This is a genomic window from Enterobacter cloacae complex sp. ECNIH7 (assembly GCF_002208095.1).
Taxonomy (GTDB): Bacteria; Pseudomonadota; Gammaproteobacteria; order Enterobacterales; family Enterobacteriaceae; genus Enterobacter; species Enterobacter cloacae_M.
In genome coordinates, this window is the sequence record NZ_CP017990.1 from 198758 (window position 1) to 221976 (window position 23219).

Consider the following 23219-nt stretch of genomic DNA (forward strand, 5'->3'; position numbering starts at 1 on the left):
TCCCAATTAAGTCACAATACGGTTATCAGGCCCGTCGCTTGGTGGCCGAGTCCATCCAGACTGCGAGTAAAAGAATGGCCCCCTTGACGATATACTGCCAAAACGTCGGGACGTCCATCATACTCATCCCGTTATCCAACGACGCCATGATAAATGCCCCCATGACCGCGCCCGCCACGCTCCCGATACCCCCTGCGAGGCTGGTGCCACCAATGACGCAGGCGGCGATAGCATCCAGCTCGGCGATGTTACCGGCGGAGGGAGAACCGGCGCCCAGACGCGAGCTGAGGATCAGCCCGGCGATAGCGACCATCAGGCCGTTAATGGCGAAGACCGCCAGCTTGGTACGCTCGACATTGATACCCGAGAGGCGGGCAGCTTCAAGGTTGCCGCCAATGGCATAAATACGGCGGCCAAATGCGGTGCGCGTCGCCATAAACATACCGGCCAGCAGTAAAAGCGCCAGCAGCAGGACGGGTGTCGGGACACCGCGATAGTCGTTCAGAAGCCAGATGGCGCCCAGCACAATGACCGCCGTGAGCGCCTGACGCCCCACCACCGAAGTTGACGCCGGAGAAGCCAGCCCCAGCGCCTGACGACGCATGCGTCCACGCCACTGCCACGCGACAAACCCCAGCAACCCCACCACACCGAGGGTAAAGCCCACGCTATCTGAGAGGTAACTCTGGCCAATCTGCGACATGGCTGCACTGGTCGGGGAGACGGTGGTGCCGTTAGTGATGCCGATTAAGATCCCGCGAAAGGCCAGCATCCCCGCCAGGGTGACAATGAACGATGGCACCTTACGGTAGGCAACCCACCAGCCGTTCCAGGCACCCAGAACCAGACCCAGCACCAGCGTGACCGCCACGGTCAGCGGCAGCGGCCACCCGAGCCAGACGTCAAAAATCGCCGCCACGCCGCCGAGTAGACCCATCATCGACCCGACCGACAGGTCGATCTCCGCGGAGATAATCACGAACACCATGCCCACGGCCAGAATGCCGGTGATGGCGGTCTGGCGGAGCAGGTTGGAGACGTTACGCGCGCTTAAGTACGAGCCATCGGTCATCCAGGTAAAGAACAGCATGATGACGATAATGGCCGCGATCATCACGAAAACCTGCAGGTTAAGCGCTTTTAGCCCTGCGAATGCACCGGGCGTCGGAACAGCGACTTTGATATCAGACGGATTGCTTTTCGACATGACGTTCGCTCCTTAAAGCGGCTTCCATCACCTGCTCCTGCGTCAGGTTCTGGTTAATCAGGTTGGCTTTCAGTTTTCCCTCGTGCATGACCAGCACGCGGTCGCTCAGGCCGAGCACTTCGGGTAACTCAGACGAAATGACAATGACGGCAATCCCTTGCTGTACAAGCTGATTAATCAGTTTGTAGATTTCATATTTGGCACCGATATCAATCCCGCGCGTGGGCTCATCAAGGATTAATATGCGTGGATTGAGAAGCAGGCAGCGCGCCAGAATCGCCTTCTGCTGGTTTCCCCCGCTCAGGCGGCCTATCGCCAGCTCCGGCGAGGAGGTTTTGACCTTCAGCCGGGCAAGCGACTGGAGGATGCACTGCTGCTCGGCGGCATCGTCCAGGCTGCTCAGCGCGCCGGAGAATCGATCGAGTGCCGCAAGCGTAATGTTTTTACCCACTGCCATCACCGGTACGATGCCGTCTTTCTTACGATCTTCCGGCACCATGGCAATGCCGTGGGCAATCGCCTGCTGGCAGTTGTCGATTTTCACCGGCTGACCGTCGATATAAACCGTGCCCTCCCAGCGCCCCGGCCACACGCCAAACAGGCACTGTACGGCTTCGGTGCGCCCGGCACCGACGAGGCCAGCAATCCCAAGAATTTCACCGCTGTGAAGGGAAAACGAGACGTTATTGACGCGCTTGATGTGGCGGTTAACGGGGTGCCACGCGGTCAGGTTTTCCACGCGCAGCACTTCATCGCCCTTAGCGTGAGGCTCATTCGGGTAGAGCGCCGTCAGCTCGCGGCCCACCATCATGGTGATGATGTCATCTTCACTCATGCCTGCGGCTTCACGCGTGCCGATGTGCTGCCCGTCGCGGATCACGCAGATGGTGTCCGAAATGGCTTTGACCTCGTTCAGCTTGTGCGAAATGTAGATGCAGGCGATGCCGTGGTTTTGCAGATCGCGGATGATGTTGAGCAGAACCGCGGTTTCCTGTTCGGTGAGCGAGGCCGTGGGCTCATCAAGGATCAGCAGCCTGACCTGCTTATTAAGCGCTTTCGCTATTTCGACCAGCTGCTGTTGCCCGAGGCCCAGATCCCCCACGCGGGTATCCGGTGAAATGTTGAGGCTCACCTGCGCCAGCAGCTTTTCGCAGCGGAGCGTCATGGTGTCGTAATCCAGCACGCCGCGGTGGGAAATTTCGGCCCCGAGGAAGATGTTCTCCAGCACGGTGAGATGCTTCACCAGCGCCAGCTCCTGGTGAATGATGGCGATGCCTTTGCGCTCGGTATCGCGGATGTGTGTCGCCTGAATCACTTCGCCGGCAAAGACGATTTCGCCTTCGTAGCTGCCGTGTGGGTAGATCCCGCACAGCACTTTCATCAGCGTCGACTTGCCCGAGCCGTTCTCGCCGCACAGCGAAACCACTTCGCCGGGGTTCAACCGGAGGCTAACGTTGTCGACGGCTTTCACCGTGCCGAAGCGCTTGGTGATGCTTTTCATTTCAAGTAAATAGGGCATAACCGCTCCACATAACCCGAGGGAAGAACAGTACAACGTGATGCGCCCCCGCAGAGCAGGGGCTGCGCCGGATTACAGTTCGCTCTTCTTGTGGAAACCGTCTTTAACCACGGTGGCGTCAATGTTCTCTTTATTGACTTCAATCGGCGTGAGCAGGCGAGCTGGAACGTCTTTCAGGCCGTTATTCAGCGTTGCATCTGCTTTAGGTTGTTTGCCATTGCCCAGCTCCACGGCGATTTCCGCCGCCGTATTGGCCAACTGGGTAATCGGTTTGTAGACCGTCATGGTTTGGGTGCCTGCGATAATGCGTTTTACGCCAGCCAGATCGGCATCCTGTCCTGAAATGGCGACTTTTCCGGCCAGCCCCTGCGCGCTCAGGGCCTGGATAGCACCGCCTGCAGTGGCATCGTTGGAGGCCACAACCGCATCAATTTTGTTGTTGTTGGCCGTCAGCGCGTTTTCCATAATTTTCAGCGCGTTTTCTGGCAGCCAGCCGTCGGCCCACTGATCGCCAACCACTTTAATTTTCCCGTTATCGATGTACGGCTTAAGGACTTTCATTTGCCCTTCGCGGAACAGTTTGGCGTTGTTATCTACCGGAGATCCGCCCATCAGAAAATAATTGCCCTGAGGCACTTTGTCGATCAGGCTTTGCGCCTGTAATTCCCCGACTTTTTCATTGTCGAACGAAATATAATAATCAATATCCGCATTATTAATCATGCGGTCATAGGCCAGGACTTTTATGCCTTCCTGTTTGGCTTCTTTCACCACGTTACTTAATACCTGGCCGTTATAGGGGATAATGACCAGAACATCGACGCCACGGTTGATCATATTCTCGATCTGCGACATTTGTGTTTCTTCATTGCCGTTAGCCGACTGAACAAACACGCTGGCGCCGAGGGATTCTGCCTTCTTCACAAAAATATCGCGATCTTTTTGCCAGCGCTCCAGGCGGAGGTCGTCAATCGCCATACCAATTTTGACCTCTTTGGCATGTCCTGCAAAGCTTGCAAGGAGGAGCGTGGCGCAGAGCGTTAGAGTCAGGTTCTTTATCTTCATAATTATTAGGCCTTTTTGTAGGGGTATGTGTTGCTGAGATAAAAGAAACATTCACTGCTGAGACGCAGCAAATTTTTAACGCGGAAAGGCGGGCTGGCAATTACAGATTTTTATCTTCTCATTATGATATTTGGTTTATTTCTGAATTTATGACCGCGATCGGATTTTAAAATACGTAACGTCTTAATTACATTTGATTCTGGAATACGCGCCGAAAAATAGTTTGTCTGCGCATTATTTTGCGAGCCAGCGCACAGTTGTGCATTCTCTCAATAGCAGTGTGAAATAACGTAATTGAGCAACCCAAAATGTCTATTCACTATTACTCCTGTATCAACGACTCGCCGCATACCCTGATTATGGAGCTCAATATGCAAGCTTATTTCGACCAACTCGATCGTGTTCGTTACGAAGGCCCAAAAACGACCAATCCTTTAGCATTTCGTCACTACAACCCGGATGAGCTGGTGCTGGGTAAGCGCATGGAAGATCATCTGCGCTTTGCCGCCTGTTACTGGCATACCTTCTGCTGGAACGGCGCCGATATGTTCGGCGTGGGTTCCTTTGACCGCCCGTGGCAGCAGCCGGGTGAGGCCATTGAGCTGGCAAAGCGCAAAGCTGATGTCGCATTTGAGTTCTTCCACAAGCTAAACGTGCCGTACTACTGCTTCCATGACGTGGACGTGTCGCCGGAAGGGGCGTCGCTGAAAGAGTATCTGAACAATTTTGCGCAGATGGTGGATGTACTGGCGGCGAAACAGCAGCAAAGCGGCGTGAAGCTGCTCTGGGGCACGGCAAACTGCTTCACCAACCCACGCTACGGCGCGGGCGCGGCAACCAATCCGGATCCGGAAGTGTTTAGCTGGGCAGCCACGCAGGTGGTGACGGCAATGAACGCTACGCATCAGCTGGGTGGCGAGAACTATGTCCTGTGGGGTGGCCGTGAAGGTTATGAAACGCTGCTGAACACCGACCTGCGTCAGGAGCGCGAGCAGATTGGCCGCTTTATGCAGATGGTTGTCGACCATAAGCACAAAATCGGCTTCCGCGGCACGCTGCTGATCGAGCCGAAACCGCAGGAACCGACCAAGCATCAGTATGACTACGACGTGGCGACGGTGTATGGCTTCCTGAAGCAGTTCGGTCTGGAAAAAGAGATTAAAGTGAACATTGAAGCCAACCACGCCACGCTGGCGGGCCACTCTTTCCATCACGAGATCGCGTCTGCCATTGCGCTGGGCATTTTCGGCTCTGTCGATGCGAACCGTGGCGATGCACAGCTGGGCTGGGACACCGATCAGTTCCCGAACAGCGTGGAAGAGAATGCGCTGGTGATGTACGAGATCGTCAAAGCGGGCGGTTTCACCACCGGCGGCCTGAACTTTGACGCCAAGGTACGCCGTCAGAGCACCGACAAATACGACCTGTTCTACGGCCACATTGGCGCGATGGACACCATGGCGCTGGCGCTGAAAGTGGCCGCGCGCATGATTGAAGACGGCGATCTGGATAAGCGCGTAGCGAAGCGTTACAGCGGCTGGAACAGTGAGCTGGGCCAGCAAATCTTGAAAGGTCAGTTATCGCTGGCGGAAATTGCGAAGTACGCTGAACAACAGCAGCTGGCGCCGCAGCACCAGAGCGGGCACCAGGAACTGCTGGAAAATCTCGTAAACCACTATCTGTTTGATAAGTGATTGAGCTGAAGATGCACGTAGGCCCGGTAAGCGTTAGCGCCACCGGGCATTTCTGTTAAAGGAGTCACCGTAATGTATATCGGGATCGATCTTGGCACATCGGGTGTGAAAGCTATCCTGTTGAGCGAGCAGGGCGACGTGTTAGCAACGCAGACGGAAACGCTGCAGGTTTCACGTCCGCATTCGCTGTGGTCGGAACAGGATCCGGAACAGTGGTGGCAGGCGACGGATCGCGCAATCAAAGCCTTAGGTGAGCAGCACAGCCTGCGCGACGTTAAAGCGCTGGGGATTGCCGGACAAATGCACGGCGCTACGCTGCTCAATAGCCAGCATCGTGTGTTGCGTCCTGCGATCCTCTGGAACGATGGCCGCTGCGCGGAAGAGTGCGCGCTTCTTGAGGAACGCGTACCCAATTCCCGCGAGATTACCGGCAACCTGATGATGCCCGGCTTTACTGCGCCCAAATTGCTGTGGGTGCAGCGCCATGAACCGGAGATTTTCCGTCAGGTGGCGAAAGTCCTGCTGCCGAAAGACTATCTGCGTTTTCGCATGACGGGCGATTTCGCCAGCGACATGTCGGATGCCGCGGGCACCATGTGGCTCGACGTGGCGAAGCGCGACTGGAGCGAGGCGATGCTGGATGCCTGCCATCTGACCCGGGAACATATGCCCGCGCTGTACGAAGGCTGTGAGGTGACAGGCGCACTGCTGCCAGCCGTTGCTGAACGCTGGAATATGCCTGCCGTACCGGTGGTAGCCGGGGGCGGCGATAACGCGGCGGGCGCTGTCGGTGTAGGGATGGTTGAGGCGGGCCAGGCGATGCTGTCACTGGGAACGTCTGGCGTCTATTTTGCCGTCAGCGACGGATATCGCAGCAACCCTGAAAGCGCTGTGCACAGTTTCTGTCATGCCCTTCCCGGGAAATGGCATTTGATGTCGGTGATGCTCAGCGCGGCATCCTGCCTGGACTGGGCGGCAAAACTCACCGGCATGGCCGACGTTCCGGCGCTCATTTCCGCAGCCCAGCAGGCGGATGACGCTGCGGGTACCGTCTGGTTTTTACCGTATCTTTCCGGCGAGCGTACGCCGCACAACAACCCGGAAGCGAAAGGGGTGTTCTTTGGTTTAACTCATCAACATGGCCCGGCAGAACTGGCGCGTGCGGTTCTGGAAGGCGTGGGCTATGCGCTGGCCGACGGGATGGACGTGGTGCACGGCTGTGGCCTGAAACCGACGAGCGTCACCCTGATTGGCGGCGGTGCGCGAAGCCCTTACTGGCGACAGATGCTGTCGGATATCAGCGGCTTGCAGCTGGATTTCCGCACCGGCGGGGATGTCGGGCCCGCGCTCGGTGCCGCACGTCTGGCGCAGATAGCCATTCATCCGGAACAGCCGCTTTCGCAACTGTTGCCGCAGCTGAAGCTTGAACAGGCGCATTTGCCTGATGCAACGCGCCATGCGCGGTACGCGGAAAGGCGCGACGTGTTCCGCAAAATCTACCAGCAGCTGCTGCCGCTGATGTCGTAAATACGCTTGTCCGGGAGAGGCACGAGGATGTCCTTTTTTGGTCTGTGCGTGCCTTCATTTCCTTGCCAGTATGGTGTTACACCCACTGGCGAGGAGATTTATCATGTCACGCATTGCATTAATCAACATCGATACTCAGCAGTCATTCCATCACCGCAATTACTGGCAGGAGGACGAAATTCCTGCCTTTCAGCAGGCGATGCTGGGGCTGATCGAAGGTTGCCAGGCGCGCAATATTCCGGTCGTTGATATTTTTCACGTGGATGAAGACGGTCCTTTCACTCTGGAAAGCGGCTATGTCAAACCGATGGCCTTTTTACGTCATCAGCCGGATGTGGTTTTTCAGAAACACGTCCATAATGCCTTCACGGATACCGGGCTTGACCGCTGGCTGCGCGAGCGTGATATCAACAGTGTGATTATCTGCGGAATTCGTACTGAGCAATGCTGTGAAACCACCGCCCGGGTGGCTTCCGATCTGGGTTATGCTGTGACCTTTGTTAGTGAGGCAACGCTGACGTTTCCCATGACGTACAAGGGGATAACCCTTAGCGCAGCGGAAATTCGCCATCGTACCGAGACGGTACTGTCCGGGCGTTTTGCCGAGATTAAAACGGTAGCGGAGACGCTGGAGTCCCTGTAATGAGCATCGACGTCTGGTTCGTGATGTTGCCCGGGGTGCTGTCATTAGACATGACCGGCCCGGCAGAAACCTTTGTGCTGGCAGGCGACGCGTTTCGCCTGCATTACATTGGCCCGCAATCTGACGTTCAGACGTCGATTGGCCTGACGATGAGCGGCATTCAGCCGCTGCCGGAGCGTCTGCCGGAAGGCAGCCTGCTGGTGCTGCCGGGTGTGAGCGACTCCCGCAGTCAGTTCTCAACGCCACAGGCGCAGCAGATCCAGCACTGGCTGATGTGCCTGCAGCCGCAGATCCAGCGCCAGGAAATCACCGTGATGTGCGTCTGTTCAGGGGCCTTACTGGCGGCGAAATCGGGCCTGTTGAACAACCGGCAGTGCACGACCCATCATGACGTTATTAGCCGTTTACGCACCGCGGCCCCCACGGCGACGATTAAAGAAAACCGCATCTTTGTGCAGGATGAGAACATCTGGACCAGCGCGGGGATCACGTCTGGCATCGATCTGGCGCTGCACATGATTAACCGCCTGTGCGGCCCCGAAAAGGCGCTGAGTGTGGCGCGTGAGATGGTGGTCTGGTTCCGCCGTTCCGGTGACGATCCCCAGCTATCCCCGTGGCTGCGCTACCGCAATCATCTTCATCCGGCGATCCATCGGGCGCAGGATGCGCTCACCGCCGAGCCGCAAAAAGCGTGGAGCTTGCCTGACATTGCCGCACTGGCGCACGTCAGCCCGCGTCATCTCACCCGGCTTTTCCAGTCACATTTAGGGATTAGCGTTCGCGATTATCTGGAGCAGCTGCGTCTGGCGGTGGCGGAACAGTGGCTATTGCAGGGGCGCGGCGTGGAACAGGCCTCACTGGCGGCAGGGTTTTCCTCCCCGCGCCAGTATCATCGTGCCCGGCAGCGCAGCGTTAACTGACGAAGCGGCGAACGTCTATTTTTTGCAGCAGCATCGACAGCAGCAGGCTGATCGCCAGCGTGGCGGCAAAAATCCAGACGATATCCAGCGCCGGCCAGCTTTTAAGCTCAACGCCTCTCGTGCGCAGCGCGTGGATCACCAGCGCATGAAAACCGTAAATCCCAAGAGAGTGCCGCGAGATAAGACTCAGCACGGGCAGGGCGCGCGCGTTCAGGGTATTTTTGGCGAGCGTGAGCAGCGAAACGGCACAGATAAAGACCATTGGCCCGCAGTAGAGATACCAGGTATCGGCAAAATTGCCGCGCCACTCCAGCTCGTGTAGCGTCCCGCGCGAAATCACCGCCACCCCAGCGATAAACAGCACCCCGCAGAGCCAGTTCAGACCGCGTTTTTGCGTGTCCATCATCCCGATGGCGCGCCCCAGCATGCCGTAAAGCACATAGTAAAAAGTATCGCCGTTGATATAGAGATTGACCGGCAGCCACTCAAATCCGTCGATTTTCTGCGAAACCGTATTCGGGTTGGCGACAATACCGATAACCACCATCAGGGCCAGAAGCATTTTACCGCTGACGTTTTTTACCTGGATGAGCGGGGAGACCAGATAGATAACGATAATGGCGAAGAAGAACCACAGGTGGTAGAACACCGGTTTTTGCAGCACGTATTTCAGCGATAGCCCGGCGTTAATGGAGGTGCACAGCGTGATATAGAGCAGGGCAACGGCGCTGTAGAACCCCAGGCAGGCCGCGATGCGGATGAAGTGCCGCGGCTGCGCGCTACGTTCGCCAAAAAAGAGAAAGCCGGAAATCATAAAGAATAGCGGCACGCTGACGCGTGACGCAGAGTTGAGAATATTGGCGATATCCCAGTTAACGGGGCTGATGCTGTGGGCATTCGTGACGTACCAGGTCGTCGTGTGGATCATGACCACCATCAGACACGCTATTCCTCGCAGGTTATCAATCCAGTTAATTTTTGACTGCATCAGTTCCTCGTATTCCCTGTAAATTGAGTGTGACTGCCATTGTCCAAAAGTCTTCGCTTGGAAAATTCTGAGTTTTATGCGCAGGCTTGCCGGGAGACCGTGAGATTCGCAGAATGGCAGACCTTAATCTATAAAAGTGTTGATATTAAAAATAACAGCCACTGACCAGGGCGGTAATAAAAATGATGATGAAGCGTGCGGCGTCACTCTTTCTGCTGGTGATCCTGGCGGGATGCAGCGCGCCGCAAGAAGCACCTGTGCAAAAAGCGCAGCAGGGTAAAATGAGTCCGGAACGTTCGTTGAATATGGAGTCTCTCTGCAAGGACAAGGCCGCCCGCCGCTATAACTCGGACGTTCAGAAAATTAACGTCATCGGATTCGAGCGCTTTCAGGGCAGCTATGAACTAAGAGGATATACGGCGCGTAAAGAGGGCTTTGTCTGCTCGTTTGATGCGGACGGTCAGTTTTTACACCTCTCCATGCGCTAGCCTGCTCGTATAATCAGCAGCCAGACGCCGTCAGCGTTCTGGCCGGAAGGCTTATTTCCCAATTTTCCCTAAACAACCCCGTTTCGTACTGTATATCTTGCAGCCAGCGGGTATACTGGTCCCTTCCATTTAAAACCACACGTATCCAGCACGAAATACTATGCAAAAGTTTGATACCAAGACCTTCCAGGGCCTGATCCTGACCTTACAGGATTACTGGGCTCGTCAGGGCTGTACCATTGTTCAACCTTTGGACATGGAAGTCGGCGCCGGCACTTCACACCCGATGACCAGCCTGCGCGCGTTGGGGCCAGAGCCAATGGCGACCGCGTATGTGCAGCCTTCCCGTCGTCCGACCGATGGTCGTTACGGTGAGAACCCGAACCGTCTGCAGCATTACTATCAGTTCCAGGTGGTGATTAAGCCATCACCCGACAACATTCAGGAACTGTACCTCGGGTCGCTGAAAGAGCTGGGTATGGATCCAACCATCCACGACATTCGCTTCGTGGAAGATAACTGGGAAAACCCAACGCTGGGTGCCTGGGGGCTGGGTTGGGAAGTGTGGCTGAACGGCATGGAAGTGACCCAGTTCACTTACTTCCAGCAGGTGGGTGGTCTGGAATGTAAGCCAATCACCGGTGAAATCACCTACGGTCTGGAACGTCTGGCCATGTACATTCAGGGCGTAGACAGCGTTTACGACCTGGTCTGGAGCGACGGCCCGCTGGGTAAAACCACCTACGGCGACGTGTTCCATCAGAACGAAGTGGAGCAATCCACCTATAACTTCGAATACGCGGACGTGGACTTTCTGTTCACCTGCTTCGAGCAGTACGAGAAAGAAGCGCAGCAGCTGCTGGCGCTGGAGACTCCGCTGCCGCTGCCTGCTTACGAGCGTATTCTGAAGGCCGCCCACAGCTTCAACCTGCTGGACGCCCGCAAAGCCATCTCCGTGACTGAACGTCAGCGCTACATTCTGCGTATTCGTACCCTGACCAAAGCCGTTGCAGAAGCTTACTACGCGTCCCGTGAAGCCCTTGGCTTCCCGATGTGCAACCGAAACAAATAAGAGGCGGCCATGTCTGAGAAAACTTTCCTGGTGGAAATCGGCACCGAAGAGCTGCCACCAAAAGCCCTGCGCAGCCTGGCTGAATCTTTCGCTGCGAACGTGACCGCCGAGCTGGATAACGCTGGCCTGGCGCACGGTAAAATTGAGTGGTTTGCCGCACCGCGCCGTCTGGCGCTGAAAGTGGCTAACCTGGCGGCGTCTCAGCCGGATCGCGAAGTCGAAAAACGTGGCCCGGCGATTGCCCAGGCATTCGACGCGGAAGGCAAGCCGAGCAAAGCGGCTGAAGGCTGGGCGCGCGGTTGCGGCATCACCGTCGATCAGGCCGAGCGTCTGACCACGGATAAAGGCGAATGGCTGCTGTATCGTGCGCACGTGAAAGGCGAAAGCGCGGAAGCGCTGCTGCCGGACATGATTGCCACGTCTCTGGCGAAGCTGCCGATTCCTAAGCTGATGCGCTGGGGCGCGTCCGACGTGCACTTCGTGCGTCCGGTTCACACCGTGACCCTGCTGCTGGGCGATACCGTTATCCCGGCGACCATTCTGGGCGTGGCGTCCGATCGCGTGATCCGCGGCCACCGCTTCATGGGCGAGCCTGAGTTCACCATCGACAATGCCGACCAGTATCCGCAGATCCTGCTGGAGCGCGGTAAGGTTATTGCCGACTATGAGCAGCGTAAAGCCAAAATCAAAGCGGACGCCGAAGAAGCGGCACGCAAGATTGGCGGTAACGCCGACCTGAGCGACAGCCTGCTGGAAGAAGTGACCTCTCTGGTGGAATGGCCGGTTGTGCTGACGGCGAAGTTCGAAGAGAAATTCCTGGCCGTTCCGGCTGAAGCGCTGGTGTACACCATGAAGGGTGACCAGAAATACTTCCCGGTCTATGCCAACGACGGCAAGCTGCTGCCAAACTTCATCTTCGTGGCAAACATCGAATCGAAAGATCCTATCCAGATTATCTCCGGTAACGAGAAAGTCGTTCGTCCGCGTCTGGCGGATGCCGAGTTCTTCTTCAACACCGACCGTAAAAAGCGTCTGGAAGATAACCTGCCGCGCCTGCAGACCGTGCTGTTCCAGCAGCAGCTGGGCACGCTGCGCGACAAGACCGACCGCATTGCGGAGCTGTCCGGCTGGATTGCCCGTGAAATCGGTGCAGACGTCAACCACGCGACTCGCGCGGGCCTGCTGTCCAAGTGCGACCTGATGACCAACATGGTGTTCGAATTTACCGACACACAGGGCGTGATGGGCATGCACTACGCGCGTCACGATGGCGAAGCGGAAGACGTGGCCGTGGCCCTGAACGAGCAGTATCAGCCGCGCTTTGCGGGTGACGATCTGCCATCCAACCCGGTTGCCTGCGCCGTAGCGATTGCCGATAAGATGGACACCCTGGCGGGTATCTTCGGCATCGGCCAGCATCCAAAAGGCGATAAAGACCCGTTTGCGCTGCGTCGTGCCGCGCTGGGCGTGCTGCGTATCATCGTAGAGAAAAACCTGAACCTTGATCTGCAAACGCTGACCGAAGAAGCGGTGCGTCTGTACGGCGACAAGCTGACCAACGCGAACGTTGTGGATGACGTGATCGACTTTATGCTCGGCCGTTTCCGCGCGTGGTATCAGGACGAAGGTTATACCGTTGACACCATTCAGGCGGTGCTGGCGCGTCGCCCAACCCGTCCGGCTGATTTCGATGCGCGTATGAAGGCGGTGTCCCACTTCCGTACCCTGGAAGCGGCATCTGCCCTGGCCGCGGCCAACAAGCGTGTATCCAACATTCTGGCGAAATCCGACGAGACGCTGAACGAGCGCGTGAACGCCGCAACCCTGAAAGAGCCGGAAGAGATCGCTCTGGCGATGCAGGTTGTGGTGCTGCGCGATAAGCTCGAGCCGTACTTCGCGGAAGGTCGCTACCAGGAAGCGCTGGTGGAGCTGGCCGAGCTGCGTGACGTGATCGATGCCTTCTTCGAGAAAGTGATGGTGAACGTAGAAGATAAAGAGCTGCGTATTAACCGTCTCTCTATGCTCGAGAAACTGCGCGAGCTGTTCCTGCGAGTAGCGGATATTTCGCTGCTGCAGTAATGTGCCCGCTGCCCGGCGGCGCTTCGCTTGCACGGGCCTACAGGTGAGAAAAACCCGCTTCGGCGGGTTTTTTTATACCGTTTCGCCCAAAATTTAACCTTGAAACCTTCAACGCATTACCGCTATCCTTAACGTGTTAACTTTCTCGCGCTGGAGCGCCCCCCAAAAATGAACAAACACGACTGATGAATTTCGATCCTTGCTAAACGCCACCGCGTCGGCAGGGGATGTTTTGATTTCATTCAGGAGTGCTTATGGCTCATTTTGCGCAGTCCCCTTCTTTTATTTTGCATCAGGTCACCTGTCAGTTTCCGACGGGCGATACCCTTTTTGGTCCGCTGAATCTCACGCTGGAACCCTCCCTGTGCGCGCTGGTTGGCCGCAACGGCAGCGGGAAAACGCGTCTGCTGCGTCTGCTGGCGGGGCTGGACGAACCGGCTTCCGGTCATATTGAACGCTTTGGCTCGCATGCCTGGATGGCGCAGCAGCACGTCATTTCGCCGCAGACGACGCTTGCTGAACTGCTCGGGTATGACGCGATTTTTGCGGCGCGTAAGCGCATCGACAGCGGCGATTACCAGCCTGACGATCTGGAGCTGCTTGACGGCCGCTGGGATGTCGCCGAGCGCCTGAGCGAGGCGTTTATCAATGCGCAGCTCCCACCGTTTGATCCGGATAAACCCGCCGGCGAACTCAGCGGCGGCGAGCGCATTCGCGCCCTGATGTGCGGGGCGTTTACGGCTGAAGCCGATTTCATGCTGCTGGACGAGCCCACTAACCATCTGGACCGACAGGGCCGGGCGTGGTTCTACGACCAGCTCCATCGTTTTCAGGGCGGCGTGCTGGTAGCCACCCATGACCGCGAACTTCTGGAGCAGGTGCCACGTATCCTTGAGCTGAGCGCCTCGGGCCTGCGCAGCTACGGCGGGAATTATGCGGATTATCAAACCCAGCGCGATGCCGAACAGCAGGCGGCCCGCGCGGCGCTGGAACATGCGGCAACCGAGCGCAAACGCACCCGGGTACGCATGCAAAAAGAGCATGACGATAGCCAGCGGCGTTCGGCAAAGACATTGCGCACCGTCGATACCCTGAATATCGCGTCGTTCGAGCGGGTCAAATATAAAGGCGCGGCAAAGGAGCGGATCGGCTCCTGGAAAAAACAGCACAGCGAGCAAAATGAAGCCCTGAACGCCGCGGTAAATAAGGCGCGTGAACGCGTTGAGGAAGATAACCCGGTAATGTTCACCCTGCCGGGGAGTCAGATCCCGGAGGGGAAGCAGGTGCTGGTGCTGGAGGATCTGGTGCTGCCGCATGTGCCTGTTCCTCCGCTCAACTTGCGAATGGACGGACCGATGCGCGTGGCGTTAAAGGGACCGAACGGCTGCGGCAAATCGACGCTGTTAAAAACCCTCCTCGGCGAGATTGCTCCCCGTTCGGGTACCTGTAGGGTTTCCGTCAGCTGCGCTTATCTCGACCAACATCTTTCCCTGCTCGATCTTTCGCAGTCGGTCATGACGCATCTCAACCTGAGTCATACGCCTCTGGACGAGGGGGGATTGCGAACCCGTCTGGCACAGCTTCAACTGGGTGCCGACAAAGTTACGCTCCCCCTGGCGGAGCTCAGCGGCGGCGAGCGTCTTAAGGCCGCCCTGGCCTGCGTGCTGTGGCGTGCAGAGGCCACCCAGCTTCTGCTGCTGGATGAACCTACCAACCATCTGGATTTGGCCTCGGTCCAGGCCATTGAAGCGGCGCTGGCCGGTTTCCCCGGAGCTCTGCTGGTGGTATCACACGACGAGGCTTTTTTAAGAGGCTTAACGTTAACGCATGAGTGGGTATGGGAAGAAGCGGGCTGGCGTTGCGAGAGCCTTTAAAACACAAGCCCCCGCAGAGGCGGGGGCATTCAATCTTCACTACGCTATCTGTTTGCTGAGTGCAGGGTTGGCCTGAATCAGACGCATCAGCCTTAACTCGGTTGGGGTGGGTTTCTCACGTTTTGACTCCCACTCCTGCACCATAGCCACGCTGACACCCATCGCTCTGGCGAATTCTTCGGTTTTCAGTCCTGTCCCTTTGCGCAATTGCTCATATTCTGTAAAGGGATTGGATTTTTGTTGCAGGCTAATCGTCTGCGGTACGTCTTTAAAAATGATCTGTTCCAGGCTGCTCAGCAGCTCAAACTCAGGATCTTTATATTCCATTGAGGACTCCTCTTAAATCTCACATCGTGATCAAGAACATCAGAGAGCCAGTTAAGAATAGTCCCTAATATGAACCCAGGATCGTCACGGGTGTGATTAATCGTGCGATAACGATCGCTTTACCCGATTCAGCAATATGGATAGTTATGCTAATTCCCTGATTAATCATATGTCAGCTTCGTCAGGTATTTTTTTGTAAATGGTAAGAAATAAATCGGCAATAGCCGTTTTGCATGAAAAGAGTATCTTGCAAGGCTGACCTGGACTATCCTTGTCAGCGTCGGGCACGCGTGTGCCGGTGTGCGCTTTTTTGGGTGAAAGGAGTAATAAAATGGCGACAGGAAAGTCCTGCTCTCGCTGGTTTGCGCCTATTGCGGCGTTGTTGATGGTTGTTAGCCTGAGTGGGTGTTTTGATAAAGAAGGCGATCAGCGCAAAGCGTTTATCGATTTTCTGCAGAATACAGTGATGCGCAGCGGCGAGCGTTTGCCGACGCTGACTGCGGATCAGAAAAAACAGTTTGGCCCCTTCGTGTCCGATTACGCCATTCTTTATGGTTATTCACAGCAGGTGAGCCAGGCGATGGATTCCGGTATCCGCCCGGTAGTGGATAGCGTGAACGCCATTCGCGTTCCGCAGGATTATATGACGCAGCGTGAACCGCTTCGCCAGTCCAACGGTGCGCTTGGCGTACTGAGCCAGCAGTTGCAGAATGCGAAAATGCAGGCTGACGCGTCACGTTCTGCGCTGAAGCAGGGTGACGATCTCAAACCTGTCTTCGACAAAGTGTATGAGAAAGTGGTGATGAAACCGTCTGAAGCGCTGCAACCGCTGATTCCGGCCGCGCAAATCTTCACGCAGCAGCTGGTTCAGGTGGGCGACTTTATTGCCCAGCAGGATACTCAGGTGAGCTTCGTTGCCAACGGCATTCAGTTCCCGACCTCGCAGCAGGCAAGCCAGTACAATACGCTGATTGGGCCGCTGGCCTCCCAGCATCAGGCCTTTAGCCAGGCCTGGAGTGCCGCCGTCACGGCCACAGAATAAACCGAAAAAAACCCCGCTCCCGGCGGGGTTTTTTTATGCTTATGGAAAATAACGCTTGTCATTCTTCTACCACATCGGTATAACTATCCCCGTCGGTTTGTTACACAGACCTAAAGCAGTTTAGTAAAGCAGTCCAGATTGTTATCCATAGATACCCTTCGTTGTGACCCTTCCTTCATCGCTTAAAAATCTGTAACGCAATCCATCAAGCCGGAAGGCTCAATATATTTGTTAATAAGGTAATTTCTATGTCTGCTAAAATGACTGGTCTGGTAAAATGGTTCAACGCTGATAAAGGTTTCGGCTTCATCACTCCTGACGATGGCTCTAAAGACGTGTTCGTACACTTCTCTGCTATCCAGAACGATGGCTACAAATCTCTGGACGAAGGTCAGAAAGTTTCCTTTACCATCGAAAGCGGCGCTAAAGGCCCAGCAGCTGGTAACGTTGTAAGCCTGTAAGCTTCCAACCCAGTAGCACAAAATTCAAAAACCCGCCTTCTGGCGGGTTTTTTCGTTTCTATCGTTGCACCTGCGGGTTCACGCAGTTTATCTCCACCTTTCCGCTTAGGGCGGCGATAAGGTTATCGACCGCAGTGGCCGCCATGTTGTAGCGCGTCTCATGGGTGGCTGAGCCGATGTGGGGCAGGGCGACGACGTTTGGCATTGCCAGCAGCGGGGAATCCACCGGCAGCGGCTCCTGTTCAAATACGTCCAGACCTGCGGCATGGATCTCACCGTTCTGCAGAGCTTCAATCAGCGCCTTCTCATCCACCACCGGGCCGCGACCCGCGTTGATGAAAATGGCGGATTTCTTCATTTTTTCAAATGCGGATTTGCCAATCAGATGACGGGTTTCGTCCGTCAGCGGCAGAACCAGACAAACAAAGTCGGCTTCCTCCAGCAGGGTATCCAGCTCGCAGTAGCGGGCGTTGAAGCGTTCTTCGGCTTCACTGTGATGGCGACGCGCGTTATACAGAATCGGCATGTTAAAACCAAAATGCGCGCGCTGCGCCAGTGCCAGCCCGATACGCCCCATGCCAACAATGCCCAGCGTTTTGCCGTTAACGTCCACGCCGAACCAGTCCGGTCCAATGCTTTTTGTCCATTCGCCCGCTTTGACGCGCTCGGCTACTTCCACCACGCGACGTGCCGTGGTGAGTACCAGCGCCATCAGCGTATCGGCCACGGTTTCCGTCAGGGCATGTGGCGTATGCATCAGCAGGATCTTGCGGGCGTTAAGGGCATCTACATCGAAATTGTCGTAACCCACGGAAACGGTAGAGGTAGCACGAAGCTTCGGCATTTTCTCCAGCAGGGCGACATCCACTTTCTCGCTTGAACCCAGCAGGCCTTCGGCGCTGGCGAACGCTTCTGCGTGCTGCGCCACGGTTTCCGGGCTCAGGTTCTTCACCTGCGTGACGGTGAAGTGTTCTTCAAGGCGTTTCTGCAGATCTTCCGGCAGTGCTTTGTACAAAATGACGGACGGCTTCATGCTAATCTCCGTTGATTTTTAAGGATTCAGGCGTGGCGTGCGCCGACAGGGTGTTGTTGATTATTAGCAGGCTTAACAATCAGAGTAAGCCACACGGAGGCGAAAAGCGCCACCCCCATAAAGATGTACGATGCGGACGGGCTGCCGGTGGCACCGTTCAGGTAGCCGACGAACCATGAGCCGCAGAACGACCCCAGCGCACCCATGCTGTTAATCAGCGCCATCGCGCCACCCGCGACGTTACGCGGCAGCATTTCCGGGATGATGGCAAAGAATGGACCATACGGGGCATACATGGCGGCACCGGCGACCACCAGCAGGGTATAAGAGGCCCAGAAGTGATTTGCACCCACGGCCCACGAGCCGATAAAGGCAAAAGCAGCGATCAGCAGCAGCGGCCAGACAAACAATTTTCGGTTCTGCAGCTTGTCCGACGCCCAGGAGACGACGATCATGGCGATGGTCGCGGCCAGATACGGTACGGAAGAGAGCCAGCCCACTTCTACCATGCCGAGGTTCTCGCCGCCGCTGCGGATAATCGACGGCAGCCACAGCACAAAGCCGTACACGCCAATGCTCCAGGTAAAGTACTGCGCGCAGAGCAGGATCACGTTGCGCGAGCGGAAGGCTTCACCGTAGTTGCGTACCGCCTTCAGACCTTGCTGTTCTTTATCCAGCTGCGCCTGCAGCGCCGCTTTTTCGTCTTCGGAAAGCCATTTCGCCTGGGCTGGTTTATCTTTTACCAGTACCCACCAGCAGAATGCCCAGATCACTGCCGGGACCCCTTCGATGATAAACATTTCGCGCCAGCCGAAGGACTGGATCAGGTAGCCAGACACCACCGACATCCACAGCACCGTGACCGGGTTACCGAGGATCAGGAAGGTATTCGCGCGCGAGCGTTCAGATTTGGTAAACCAGTTGCTGATGTAGATCAGCATCGCCGGCATGACCGCCGCCTCAACGACGCCGAGGATAAAGCGAATGGCGGCCAGGGCAGGAATATTGTTCACCACGCCGGTCAGTGACGCGCAGGCGCCCCACAGGATCAGACAGACGAAGATCAGCTTACGCACGCTGCGGCGTTCTGCATAAATCGCGCCCGGGATCTGGAAGAAGAAGTAGCCCAGGAAGAAAAGGGCACCCAGCAGGGAGGAGATACCTTTGGTGATGCCAAGGTCCTCTGTGATCCCCGCCGCGGACGCGAAGCTGAAGTTGGCACGGTCAAGGTACGCCAGGCTGTACGTGATAAACACGATTGGCATGATGTACCACCAGCGTTTTACTGCATTGGTCGAACTGTTCATAGGCTTGCCTCTGTTGTTGAGGTTGTTACCGCCGTTGTCTGTAGGGTACACGGTGGCTTAATTATTTGGTGTGGCTTGCTGCCCTCACCCTGGCCCTCTCTCACAGGGAGAGGGAATTTAAATGCCGAGCTCTGCTCGCGTTGGTAATCCTTCGCTGTCGCCCTGCACCTGAATGGCCAGCGAGCCAATCTTGTTGCCCCGCGCCACGGCCTGCGGCAGCGTTTCGCCTTCCAGCAGGGCGCTAATCACGCCCACGGCAAAACCGTCGCCCGCGCCGACGGTGTCGACAACGTTCTCAACCTTCACCGCCGCGACCGCGCCCTGTTGGCCGTCGGCCGTCTTAAACCATGCGCCATCGGCGCCGGTCTTCAGCACCACCGCTTTTACCCCTTTATTCAGGTAGAAATCGGCAATGCCTTCCGGCGTGCTTTTGCCGGTCAGGGTCATCCCTTCTTTCAGGCCCGGCAGAACCCAGTCCGCCTGGAACGCCAGACGGTTGAGCTTCTCGACCATTTCCGCTTCGCTTTTCCACAGCACCGGGCGCAGGTTTGGATCGAAAGAGATCGTTTTTCCCCTGGCTTTCAGCGTGGCTGCCGCGTGATCCAGCAGCTCATACGAGGTGGCAGACAGCGCAGCCGCCACGCCGCTCAGGTGCAGATGGCGCGCAGAGGCGAAATAGTCGGCGTGATAGTCTTCTACAGAGAGGTGGCTTGCCGCCGATCCTTTACGAAAATACTCCACGATGGGATCGGTTCCATTCTCGACCTTAGATTTAAGCTGAAAGCCGGTAGGGAAGCGTCCATCGAGGGTGACGCCCGCGGCATCAATTCCCTCTTTTTTCAGCGAGTCGAGAACGAAATGGCCAAAGCTGTCGTCCCCCACGCGGCTGACCCAGCCGACGTTCAGGCCGAGACGCGCCAGGCCGGTTGCGACGTTCAGCTCTGCGCCTGCCACGCGCTTGATAAAGTGCTCCACCGCGCTCAGCTCACCCGTTTCAGTGGCGACAAACATCGCCATGGCTTCGCCGATCGTGATGACATCCAGCGTCTTGTGCATGTTTTACTCCTCGCGCAGCAGGTTGACGTAATGGCGGGTAACGGCGGTTAAATCCGTCCCTTCCAGCGGGAACTCGATACCGCGCGGGGCATCGGCAGGCAGCTGGCCGAGCAGATCCAGCCAGCGCGCATCGGCGTGGTCTGGTGCCACGGCGCGGAAGTTATCTTTGTGCGGCACGGCCGCTTTCACGTGGATATAGCTCACCGCAGGGGCCAGATGACGCGCGGCCTCTTCAGGCGAATCGCCAACCCACAGCCAGTTGCCCATATCGAAGGTCAGCGTGACGGGTAAGGCCATTTCCCGACAGGCGGCCTGGAAGCGCTGCATGGGCGCGAGCTGTCCGCAGTCGGTCTGATCGTTCTCCACGACCAGCGCCATGCCGCTTGCGTTCAGCAGGGTACGCAGGGCGTCGAGAGGCTGCGCGTCGCGGAAATGGCCCAGGGAAACCTTCAGCCACAGGGCGTTCAGGGTGCTGGCCTCAGAGAGATAGCGGGTCAGGTCCGGGTTGAGGGTGCCGTCAGGCACAAACAGGGCGGCGGGGGCGGAGTAGCACGCCAGCAGGCCGAGCAGCTCAATGGATTCTCCCAGCGCAGGCAGCGCCAGTAGCTCTTCGCTGTTGAACAATTCCCGGCGGATCTCCACGCCGTCTGCCCCCGCGCCTGCAATCACGGGAAGCATTGCCCGCTGACCGCCCGCCTGTCGCACCTGTTCCGCACCGTACGCGGCGGTGACCACCATAATTTTCCTGCCCATCTTCGGACTCCATCGCAACATATCAATACTATTACGCTATATGGAACCGGTTCCAAAGAAAAGGTCAGGATGTCGAATTTATGATCGGTATCACAAGGGAAAATTAACGCGCCGTGGAGCCGCGAACGATGAGCTCGCCGGAGAAGACCTGCTCGCGAACGGCATCGCTGGTGCCTTCAATGCGACGAACTACTTGTTCAACAGCAGCATAGCCAATCTGCCAGGTGGGTTGTTTAAGGGTAGTAATGCCGACGCCCGCCAGCTCCGCCCACTCCAGTTCATCAAACCCCAGCAGACCGATATCGCTGCCCCAGTGCAGGCCAATGCGCTTGAGCGAGCGGGCGACCTGAAGCGTAAGCGCCCCGTTGGCGGAGATAACGGCTTTGCGCATGCCGCGATGGCGCGTGTGGAACTGGCGCAGGGTGTTATCGAGCTGGTCAGCTTCGTGAAGCGGCGTTTCGGCATTTTCGGCGATCACGCCGGGATATCGCTCCAGCGTGGTGCGAAATGCGCTCAGGCGCTCGCGACGGGTATTGACCATCCCTAACGGTTCACTCAGAAACAGAATGGCCTCGAAGCCCTGTTCAATCAGATGTTCGGTGGCGGTAGTGGCTGCCTGGGTGTTATCCAGACCGACCACATCGCAGGCAAATTCCGGGATTTTACGGTCGATGAGGACCATAGGCAGAGAGGACTGCTGCAGGCGGTTTAAACCCTCTTCCCGCATGCCCACAGCGTTCACCACAATCCCTTCGACCTGATAGCTGCGCAGCAGATCGAGGTAATGCAACTCCTGGTCGACTTCGTTGTTGGTATTACAGACCAGCGGCGTGAACCCCTTCTCGCGACAGGCGGCTTCAATACCGCTGAGCACGTTAACGGAATAGGGGTTGGTGATATCGGCGATGATAAGCCCGATAAGGCGGGTGCGGCCGCGTTTGAGCCCGCGCGCCATGAGGCTGGGACGGTAGTCGAGATCGGCAATGGCCTGTTCAATACGCGCCAGCAATGCGTCGGACAGCAGGTGTTTCTCGCCGTTAAGGTAGCGTGAAATACTGGTTTTACCGGTTTTAGCGGCTTTCGCCACGTCGCTGATGGTGGCCCGGGCTGGTTTGCTCATCGCTGATTTCCCTGAATTTAGTGAGAATACCTTAACGGGAAAATCAGACGAATCAAGTAATTTGCCCGGTGGCGCTGCGCTTACCGGAGGTGCGGTCTGGTGCCCTCACCCCAGCCCTCTCCCACGGGAGAGGGTGCAACCACTAAAAACGGCAACGAGCGTTGCCGTTTTGCTTTTACCTACTGAATTGGGCTTAACGTAATCTCAACGCGGCGGTTCTGCGCTTTGCCTTCCGCCGTGCTGTTGCTGGCGATAGGGTTGGCAGGGCCCATGCCGCTGGTGCGGATACGGTTCGCTTCAACACCCTGGGTAATCAGCGAGCTGGCCACGGAATCGGCGCGCTGCTGAGACAGACGCATGTTCAGATCCTGGCTGCCGGTACTGTCGGTATAGCCAATCACGTTAACGGCGGTTTTATTGTACTCTTTCAGCACCATCGCCACGCCGGTCAGGGTGTTTGCGCCTGCTGGTTTCAGCGTTGCGCTGCTGCTATCGAAGGTCACGTTGTTCGGCATATTCAGGATGATGTTATCGCCGCTGCGCGTCACGCTCACGCCGGTTCCCTTCATTTTGTCGCGCAGCTTCGCTTCCTGCACGTCCATGTAATAGCCAACGCCGCCACCCAGCGCCGCGCCCGCCGCTGCGCCAATCAGCGCGCCTTTACCGCGGTCTTTCTTGGAGGAGGAGAGCGCCCCCACGCCTGCGCCGACCAGCGAGCCGATACCCGCGCCAATGCCGGATTTACCCGCTTCACGCTCACCGGTGTAAGGGTTAGTTGTGCAGCCAGAAACAGCCAGGGCACCGCTCACCAGAGCGGCAATAACGAGTACGCGTTTTTTCATCTTCTTTCCTTAATCCTTTTTATTCTTTGCCACGGCGAGCGTGGCAGTTGATTATGACGTCCAGATACGGAGAAAATTCCGGGTATAACTCTGAAATTTGTGACAAACCATAAACTGCCTCAGAAAGAAGGCCGTAAACCTGCACGCAACCAGGAGCGCACGCTTGAGCACCTCAACGAAAACCATTCTGACCGCCGCCCAC

General features: G+C 56.8%; 21 protein-coding genes. 10 read left to right on the forward strand and 11 right to left on the reverse strand.

Going from position 1 to position 23219, the window contains the following annotated elements; all coding sequences use genetic code 11:
- Window positions 1-25: 25 nt before the first annotated feature.
- From xylH to xylF, 3 genes are all read right to left on the reverse strand, one after another.
- Window positions 26-1207 (reverse strand): xylose ABC transporter permease XylH, encoded by a 1182-nt coding sequence (gene xylH / locus WM95_RS00975; protein WP_039261156.1) that lies wholly within the window; start codon window positions 1205-1207, stop codon window positions 26-28.
- Window positions 1185-2726, reverse strand: a complete 1542-nt coding sequence (locus WM95_RS00980; protein WP_039261158.1) for a xylose ABC transporter ATP-binding protein — start codon at window positions 2724-2726, stop codon at window positions 1185-1187. Before WM95_RS00980 ends, xylH begins: the two co-directional genes overlap by 23 nt.
- Window positions 2727-2798: 72 nt before the next feature.
- Window positions 2799-3791 carry a D-xylose ABC transporter substrate-binding protein gene (xylF, locus tag WM95_RS00985; RefSeq protein WP_023309938.1) on the reverse strand — a complete coding sequence of 331 codons (993 nt, stop codon included), beginning with the start codon at window positions 3789-3791 and terminating at the stop codon, window positions 2799-2801.
- Between the two features lie 371 nt (window positions 3792-4162).
- Here xylF and xylA point away from each other — a divergent pair, with 371 nt between their 5' ends.
- From xylA to WM95_RS01010, 4 genes are all read left to right on the forward strand, one after another.
- On the forward strand, window positions 4163-5485 hold the full coding sequence (gene xylA / locus WM95_RS00995) for a xylose isomerase (protein ID WP_088545026.1): 1323 nt from the start codon (window positions 4163-4165) through the stop codon (window positions 5483-5485).
- Between the two features lie 72 nt (window positions 5486-5557).
- Complete coding sequence (xylB, locus tag WM95_RS01000) at window positions 5558-7012, forward strand: xylulokinase (RefSeq protein ID WP_088544614.1); 1455 nt, start codon at window positions 5558-5560, stop codon at window positions 7010-7012.
- 103 nt (window positions 7013-7115) lie between these two features.
- Window positions 7116-7655 carry an isochorismatase family protein gene (locus tag WM95_RS01005; RefSeq protein ID WP_023309941.1) on the forward strand — a complete coding sequence of 180 codons (540 nt, stop codon included), beginning with the start codon at window positions 7116-7118 and terminating at the stop codon, window positions 7653-7655.
- Window positions 7655-8575 carry a GlxA family transcriptional regulator gene (locus WM95_RS01010; RefSeq protein ID WP_063409271.1) on the forward strand — a complete coding sequence of 307 codons (921 nt, stop codon included), beginning with the start codon at window positions 7655-7657 and terminating at the stop codon, window positions 8573-8575. Before WM95_RS01005 ends, WM95_RS01010 begins: the two co-directional genes overlap by 1 nt.
- Here WM95_RS01010 and WM95_RS01015 read toward each other — a convergent pair.
- The gene (locus WM95_RS01015) at window positions 8568-9563 is read right to left on the reverse strand and encodes an acyltransferase (protein ID WP_063409270.1); all 996 of its coding nucleotides are present in this window, start codon (window positions 9561-9563) and stop codon (window positions 8568-8570) included. The genes WM95_RS01010 and WM95_RS01015 overlap by 8 nt on opposite strands.
- A gap of 182 nt (window positions 9564-9745) precedes the next feature.
- On the opposite strand from WM95_RS01015, the gene WM95_RS01020 reads away from it, so the two are divergent.
- The 4 genes from WM95_RS01020 to WM95_RS01035 all read left to right on the forward strand — a co-directional run bounded on the left by WM95_RS01020 (window position 9746) and on the right by WM95_RS01035 (window position 15076).
- The gene (locus WM95_RS01020; protein ID WP_063409269.1) at window positions 9746-10051 is read left to right on the forward strand and encodes a YsaB family lipoprotein; all 306 of its coding nucleotides are present in this window, start codon (window positions 9746-9748) and stop codon (window positions 10049-10051) included.
- 160 nt (window positions 10052-10211) lie between these two features.
- On the forward strand, window positions 10212-11123 hold the full coding sequence (gene glyQ, locus WM95_RS01025; protein ID WP_003860141.1) for a glycine--tRNA ligase subunit alpha: 912 nt from the start codon (window positions 10212-10214) through the stop codon (window positions 11121-11123).
- Window positions 11124-11132: 9 nt separating this feature from the next.
- The gene (gene glyS / locus WM95_RS01030; RefSeq protein WP_063409268.1) at window positions 11133-13202 is read left to right on the forward strand and encodes a glycine--tRNA ligase subunit beta; all 2070 of its coding nucleotides are present in this window, start codon (window positions 11133-11135) and stop codon (window positions 13200-13202) included.
- A 254-nt stretch (window positions 13203-13456) separates the two neighbouring features.
- The gene (locus tag WM95_RS01035; protein ID WP_063409267.1) at window positions 13457-15076 is read left to right on the forward strand and encodes an ABC-F family ATP-binding cassette domain-containing protein; all 1620 of its coding nucleotides are present in this window, start codon (window positions 13457-13459) and stop codon (window positions 15074-15076) included.
- Window positions 15077-15115: 39 nt separating this feature from the next.
- On the opposite strand, the gene WM95_RS01040 is transcribed toward WM95_RS01035, so the two are convergent.
- Window positions 15116-15403 carry an HTH-type transcriptional regulator gene (locus WM95_RS01040; RefSeq protein WP_023309948.1) on the reverse strand — a complete coding sequence of 96 codons (288 nt, stop codon included), beginning with the start codon at window positions 15401-15403 and terminating at the stop codon, window positions 15116-15118.
- Window positions 15404-15734: 331 nt separating this feature from the next.
- Between WM95_RS01040 and WM95_RS01045 the strand changes: the two genes are divergently transcribed.
- Window positions 15735-16445 (forward strand): DUF3053 domain-containing protein, encoded by a 711-nt coding sequence (locus WM95_RS01045; RefSeq protein WP_063409266.1) that lies wholly within the window; start codon window positions 15735-15737, stop codon window positions 16443-16445.
- A gap of 248 nt (window positions 16446-16693) precedes the next feature.
- Window positions 16694-16906 (forward strand): transcription antiterminator/RNA stability regulator CspE, encoded by a 213-nt coding sequence (gene cspE, locus WM95_RS01050; protein WP_003860775.1) that lies wholly within the window; start codon window positions 16694-16696, stop codon window positions 16904-16906.
- 58 nt (window positions 16907-16964) lie between these two features.
- Here cspE and ghrB read toward each other — a convergent pair whose 3' ends face one another.
- The 6 genes from ghrB to WM95_RS01080 all read right to left on the reverse strand — a co-directional run bounded on the left by ghrB (window position 16965) and on the right by WM95_RS01080 (window position 23017).
- Window positions 16965-17939 carry a glyoxylate/hydroxypyruvate reductase GhrB gene (gene ghrB, locus WM95_RS01055; RefSeq protein WP_047743146.1) on the reverse strand — a complete coding sequence of 325 codons (975 nt, stop codon included), beginning with the start codon at window positions 17937-17939 and terminating at the stop codon, window positions 16965-16967.
- Between the two features lie 26 nt (window positions 17940-17965).
- Window positions 17966-19246, reverse strand: coding sequence for an MFS transporter (locus WM95_RS01060; protein WP_023309951.1), 1281 nt, complete (start codon window positions 19244-19246; stop codon window positions 17966-17968).
- A gap of 117 nt (window positions 19247-19363) precedes the next feature.
- Window positions 19364-20302, reverse strand: a complete 939-nt coding sequence (locus WM95_RS01065; protein WP_045357269.1) for a sugar kinase — start codon at window positions 20300-20302, stop codon at window positions 19364-19366.
- Window positions 20303-20305: 3 nt separating this feature from the next.
- Window positions 20306-21055, reverse strand: coding sequence for a sugar phosphate isomerase/epimerase family protein (locus WM95_RS01070; protein ID WP_063409265.1), 750 nt, complete (start codon window positions 21053-21055; stop codon window positions 20306-20308).
- Window positions 21056-21158: 103 nt separating this feature from the next.
- Window positions 21159-22175 (reverse strand): LacI family DNA-binding transcriptional regulator, encoded by a 1017-nt coding sequence (locus WM95_RS01075; RefSeq protein WP_023309954.1) that lies wholly within the window; start codon window positions 22173-22175, stop codon window positions 21159-21161.
- A 179-nt stretch (window positions 22176-22354) separates the two neighbouring features.
- Window positions 22355-23017: an OmpA family lipoprotein gene (locus WM95_RS01080; RefSeq protein WP_008502762.1), complete on the reverse strand. Its 663-nt coding sequence runs from the start codon at window positions 23015-23017 to the stop codon at window positions 22355-22357.
- Between the last annotated feature and the right edge of the window lie 202 nt (window positions 23018-23219).

Coding starts and splice junctions, on each gene's coding strand:
- xylH (WP_039261156.1), bottom strand. CDS start 1,207: ATGTCGAAAAGCAATCCGTCTGATATCAAAGTCGCTGTTCCGACGCCC.
- WM95_RS00980 (WP_039261158.1), bottom strand. CDS start 2,726: ATGCCCTATTTACTTGAAATGAAAAGCATCACCAAGCGCTTCGGCACG.
- xylF (WP_023309938.1), bottom strand. CDS start 3,791: ATGAAGATAAAGAACCTGACTCTAACGCTCTGCGCCACGCTCCTCCTT.
- xylA (WP_088545026.1), top strand. CDS start 4,163: ATGCAAGCTTATTTCGACCAACTCGATCGTGTTCGTTACGAAGGCCCA.
- xylB (WP_088544614.1), top strand. CDS start 5,558: ATGTATATCGGGATCGATCTTGGCACATCGGGTGTGAAAGCTATCCTG.
- WM95_RS01005 (WP_023309941.1), top strand. CDS start 7,116: ATGTCACGCATTGCATTAATCAACATCGATACTCAGCAGTCATTCCAT.
- WM95_RS01010 (WP_063409271.1), top strand. CDS start 7,655: ATGAGCATCGACGTCTGGTTCGTGATGTTGCCCGGGGTGCTGTCATTA.
- WM95_RS01015 (WP_063409270.1), bottom strand. CDS start 9,563: ATGCAGTCAAAAATTAACTGGATTGATAACCTGCGAGGAATAGCGTGT.
- WM95_RS01020 (WP_063409269.1), top strand. CDS start 9,746: ATGATGATGAAGCGTGCGGCGTCACTCTTTCTGCTGGTGATCCTGGCG.
- glyQ (WP_003860141.1), top strand. CDS start 10,212: ATGCAAAAGTTTGATACCAAGACCTTCCAGGGCCTGATCCTGACCTTA.
- glyS (WP_063409268.1), top strand. CDS start 11,133: ATGTCTGAGAAAACTTTCCTGGTGGAAATCGGCACCGAAGAGCTGCCA.
- WM95_RS01035 (WP_063409267.1), top strand. CDS start 13,457: ATGGCTCATTTTGCGCAGTCCCCTTCTTTTATTTTGCATCAGGTCACC.
- WM95_RS01040 (WP_023309948.1), bottom strand. CDS start 15,403: ATGGAATATAAAGATCCTGAGTTTGAGCTGCTGAGCAGCCTGGAACAG.
- WM95_RS01045 (WP_063409266.1), top strand. CDS start 15,735: ATGGCGACAGGAAAGTCCTGCTCTCGCTGGTTTGCGCCTATTGCGGCG.
- cspE (WP_003860775.1), top strand. CDS start 16,694: ATGTCTGCTAAAATGACTGGTCTGGTAAAATGGTTCAACGCTGATAAA.
- ghrB (WP_047743146.1), bottom strand. CDS start 17,939: ATGAAGCCGTCCGTCATTTTGTACAAAGCACTGCCGGAAGATCTGCAG.
- WM95_RS01060 (WP_023309951.1), bottom strand. CDS start 19,246: ATGAACAGTTCGACCAATGCAGTAAAACGCTGGTGGTACATCATGCCA.
- WM95_RS01065 (WP_045357269.1), bottom strand. CDS start 20,302: ATGCACAAGACGCTGGATGTCATCACGATCGGCGAAGCCATGGCGATG.
- WM95_RS01070 (WP_063409265.1), bottom strand. CDS start 21,055: ATGGGCAGGAAAATTATGGTGGTCACCGCCGCGTACGGTGCGGAACAG.
- WM95_RS01075 (WP_023309954.1), bottom strand. CDS start 22,175: ATGAGCAAACCAGCCCGGGCCACCATCAGCGACGTGGCGAAAGCCGCT.
- WM95_RS01080 (WP_008502762.1), bottom strand. CDS start 23,017: ATGAAAAAACGCGTACTCGTTATTGCCGCTCTGGTGAGCGGTGCCCTG.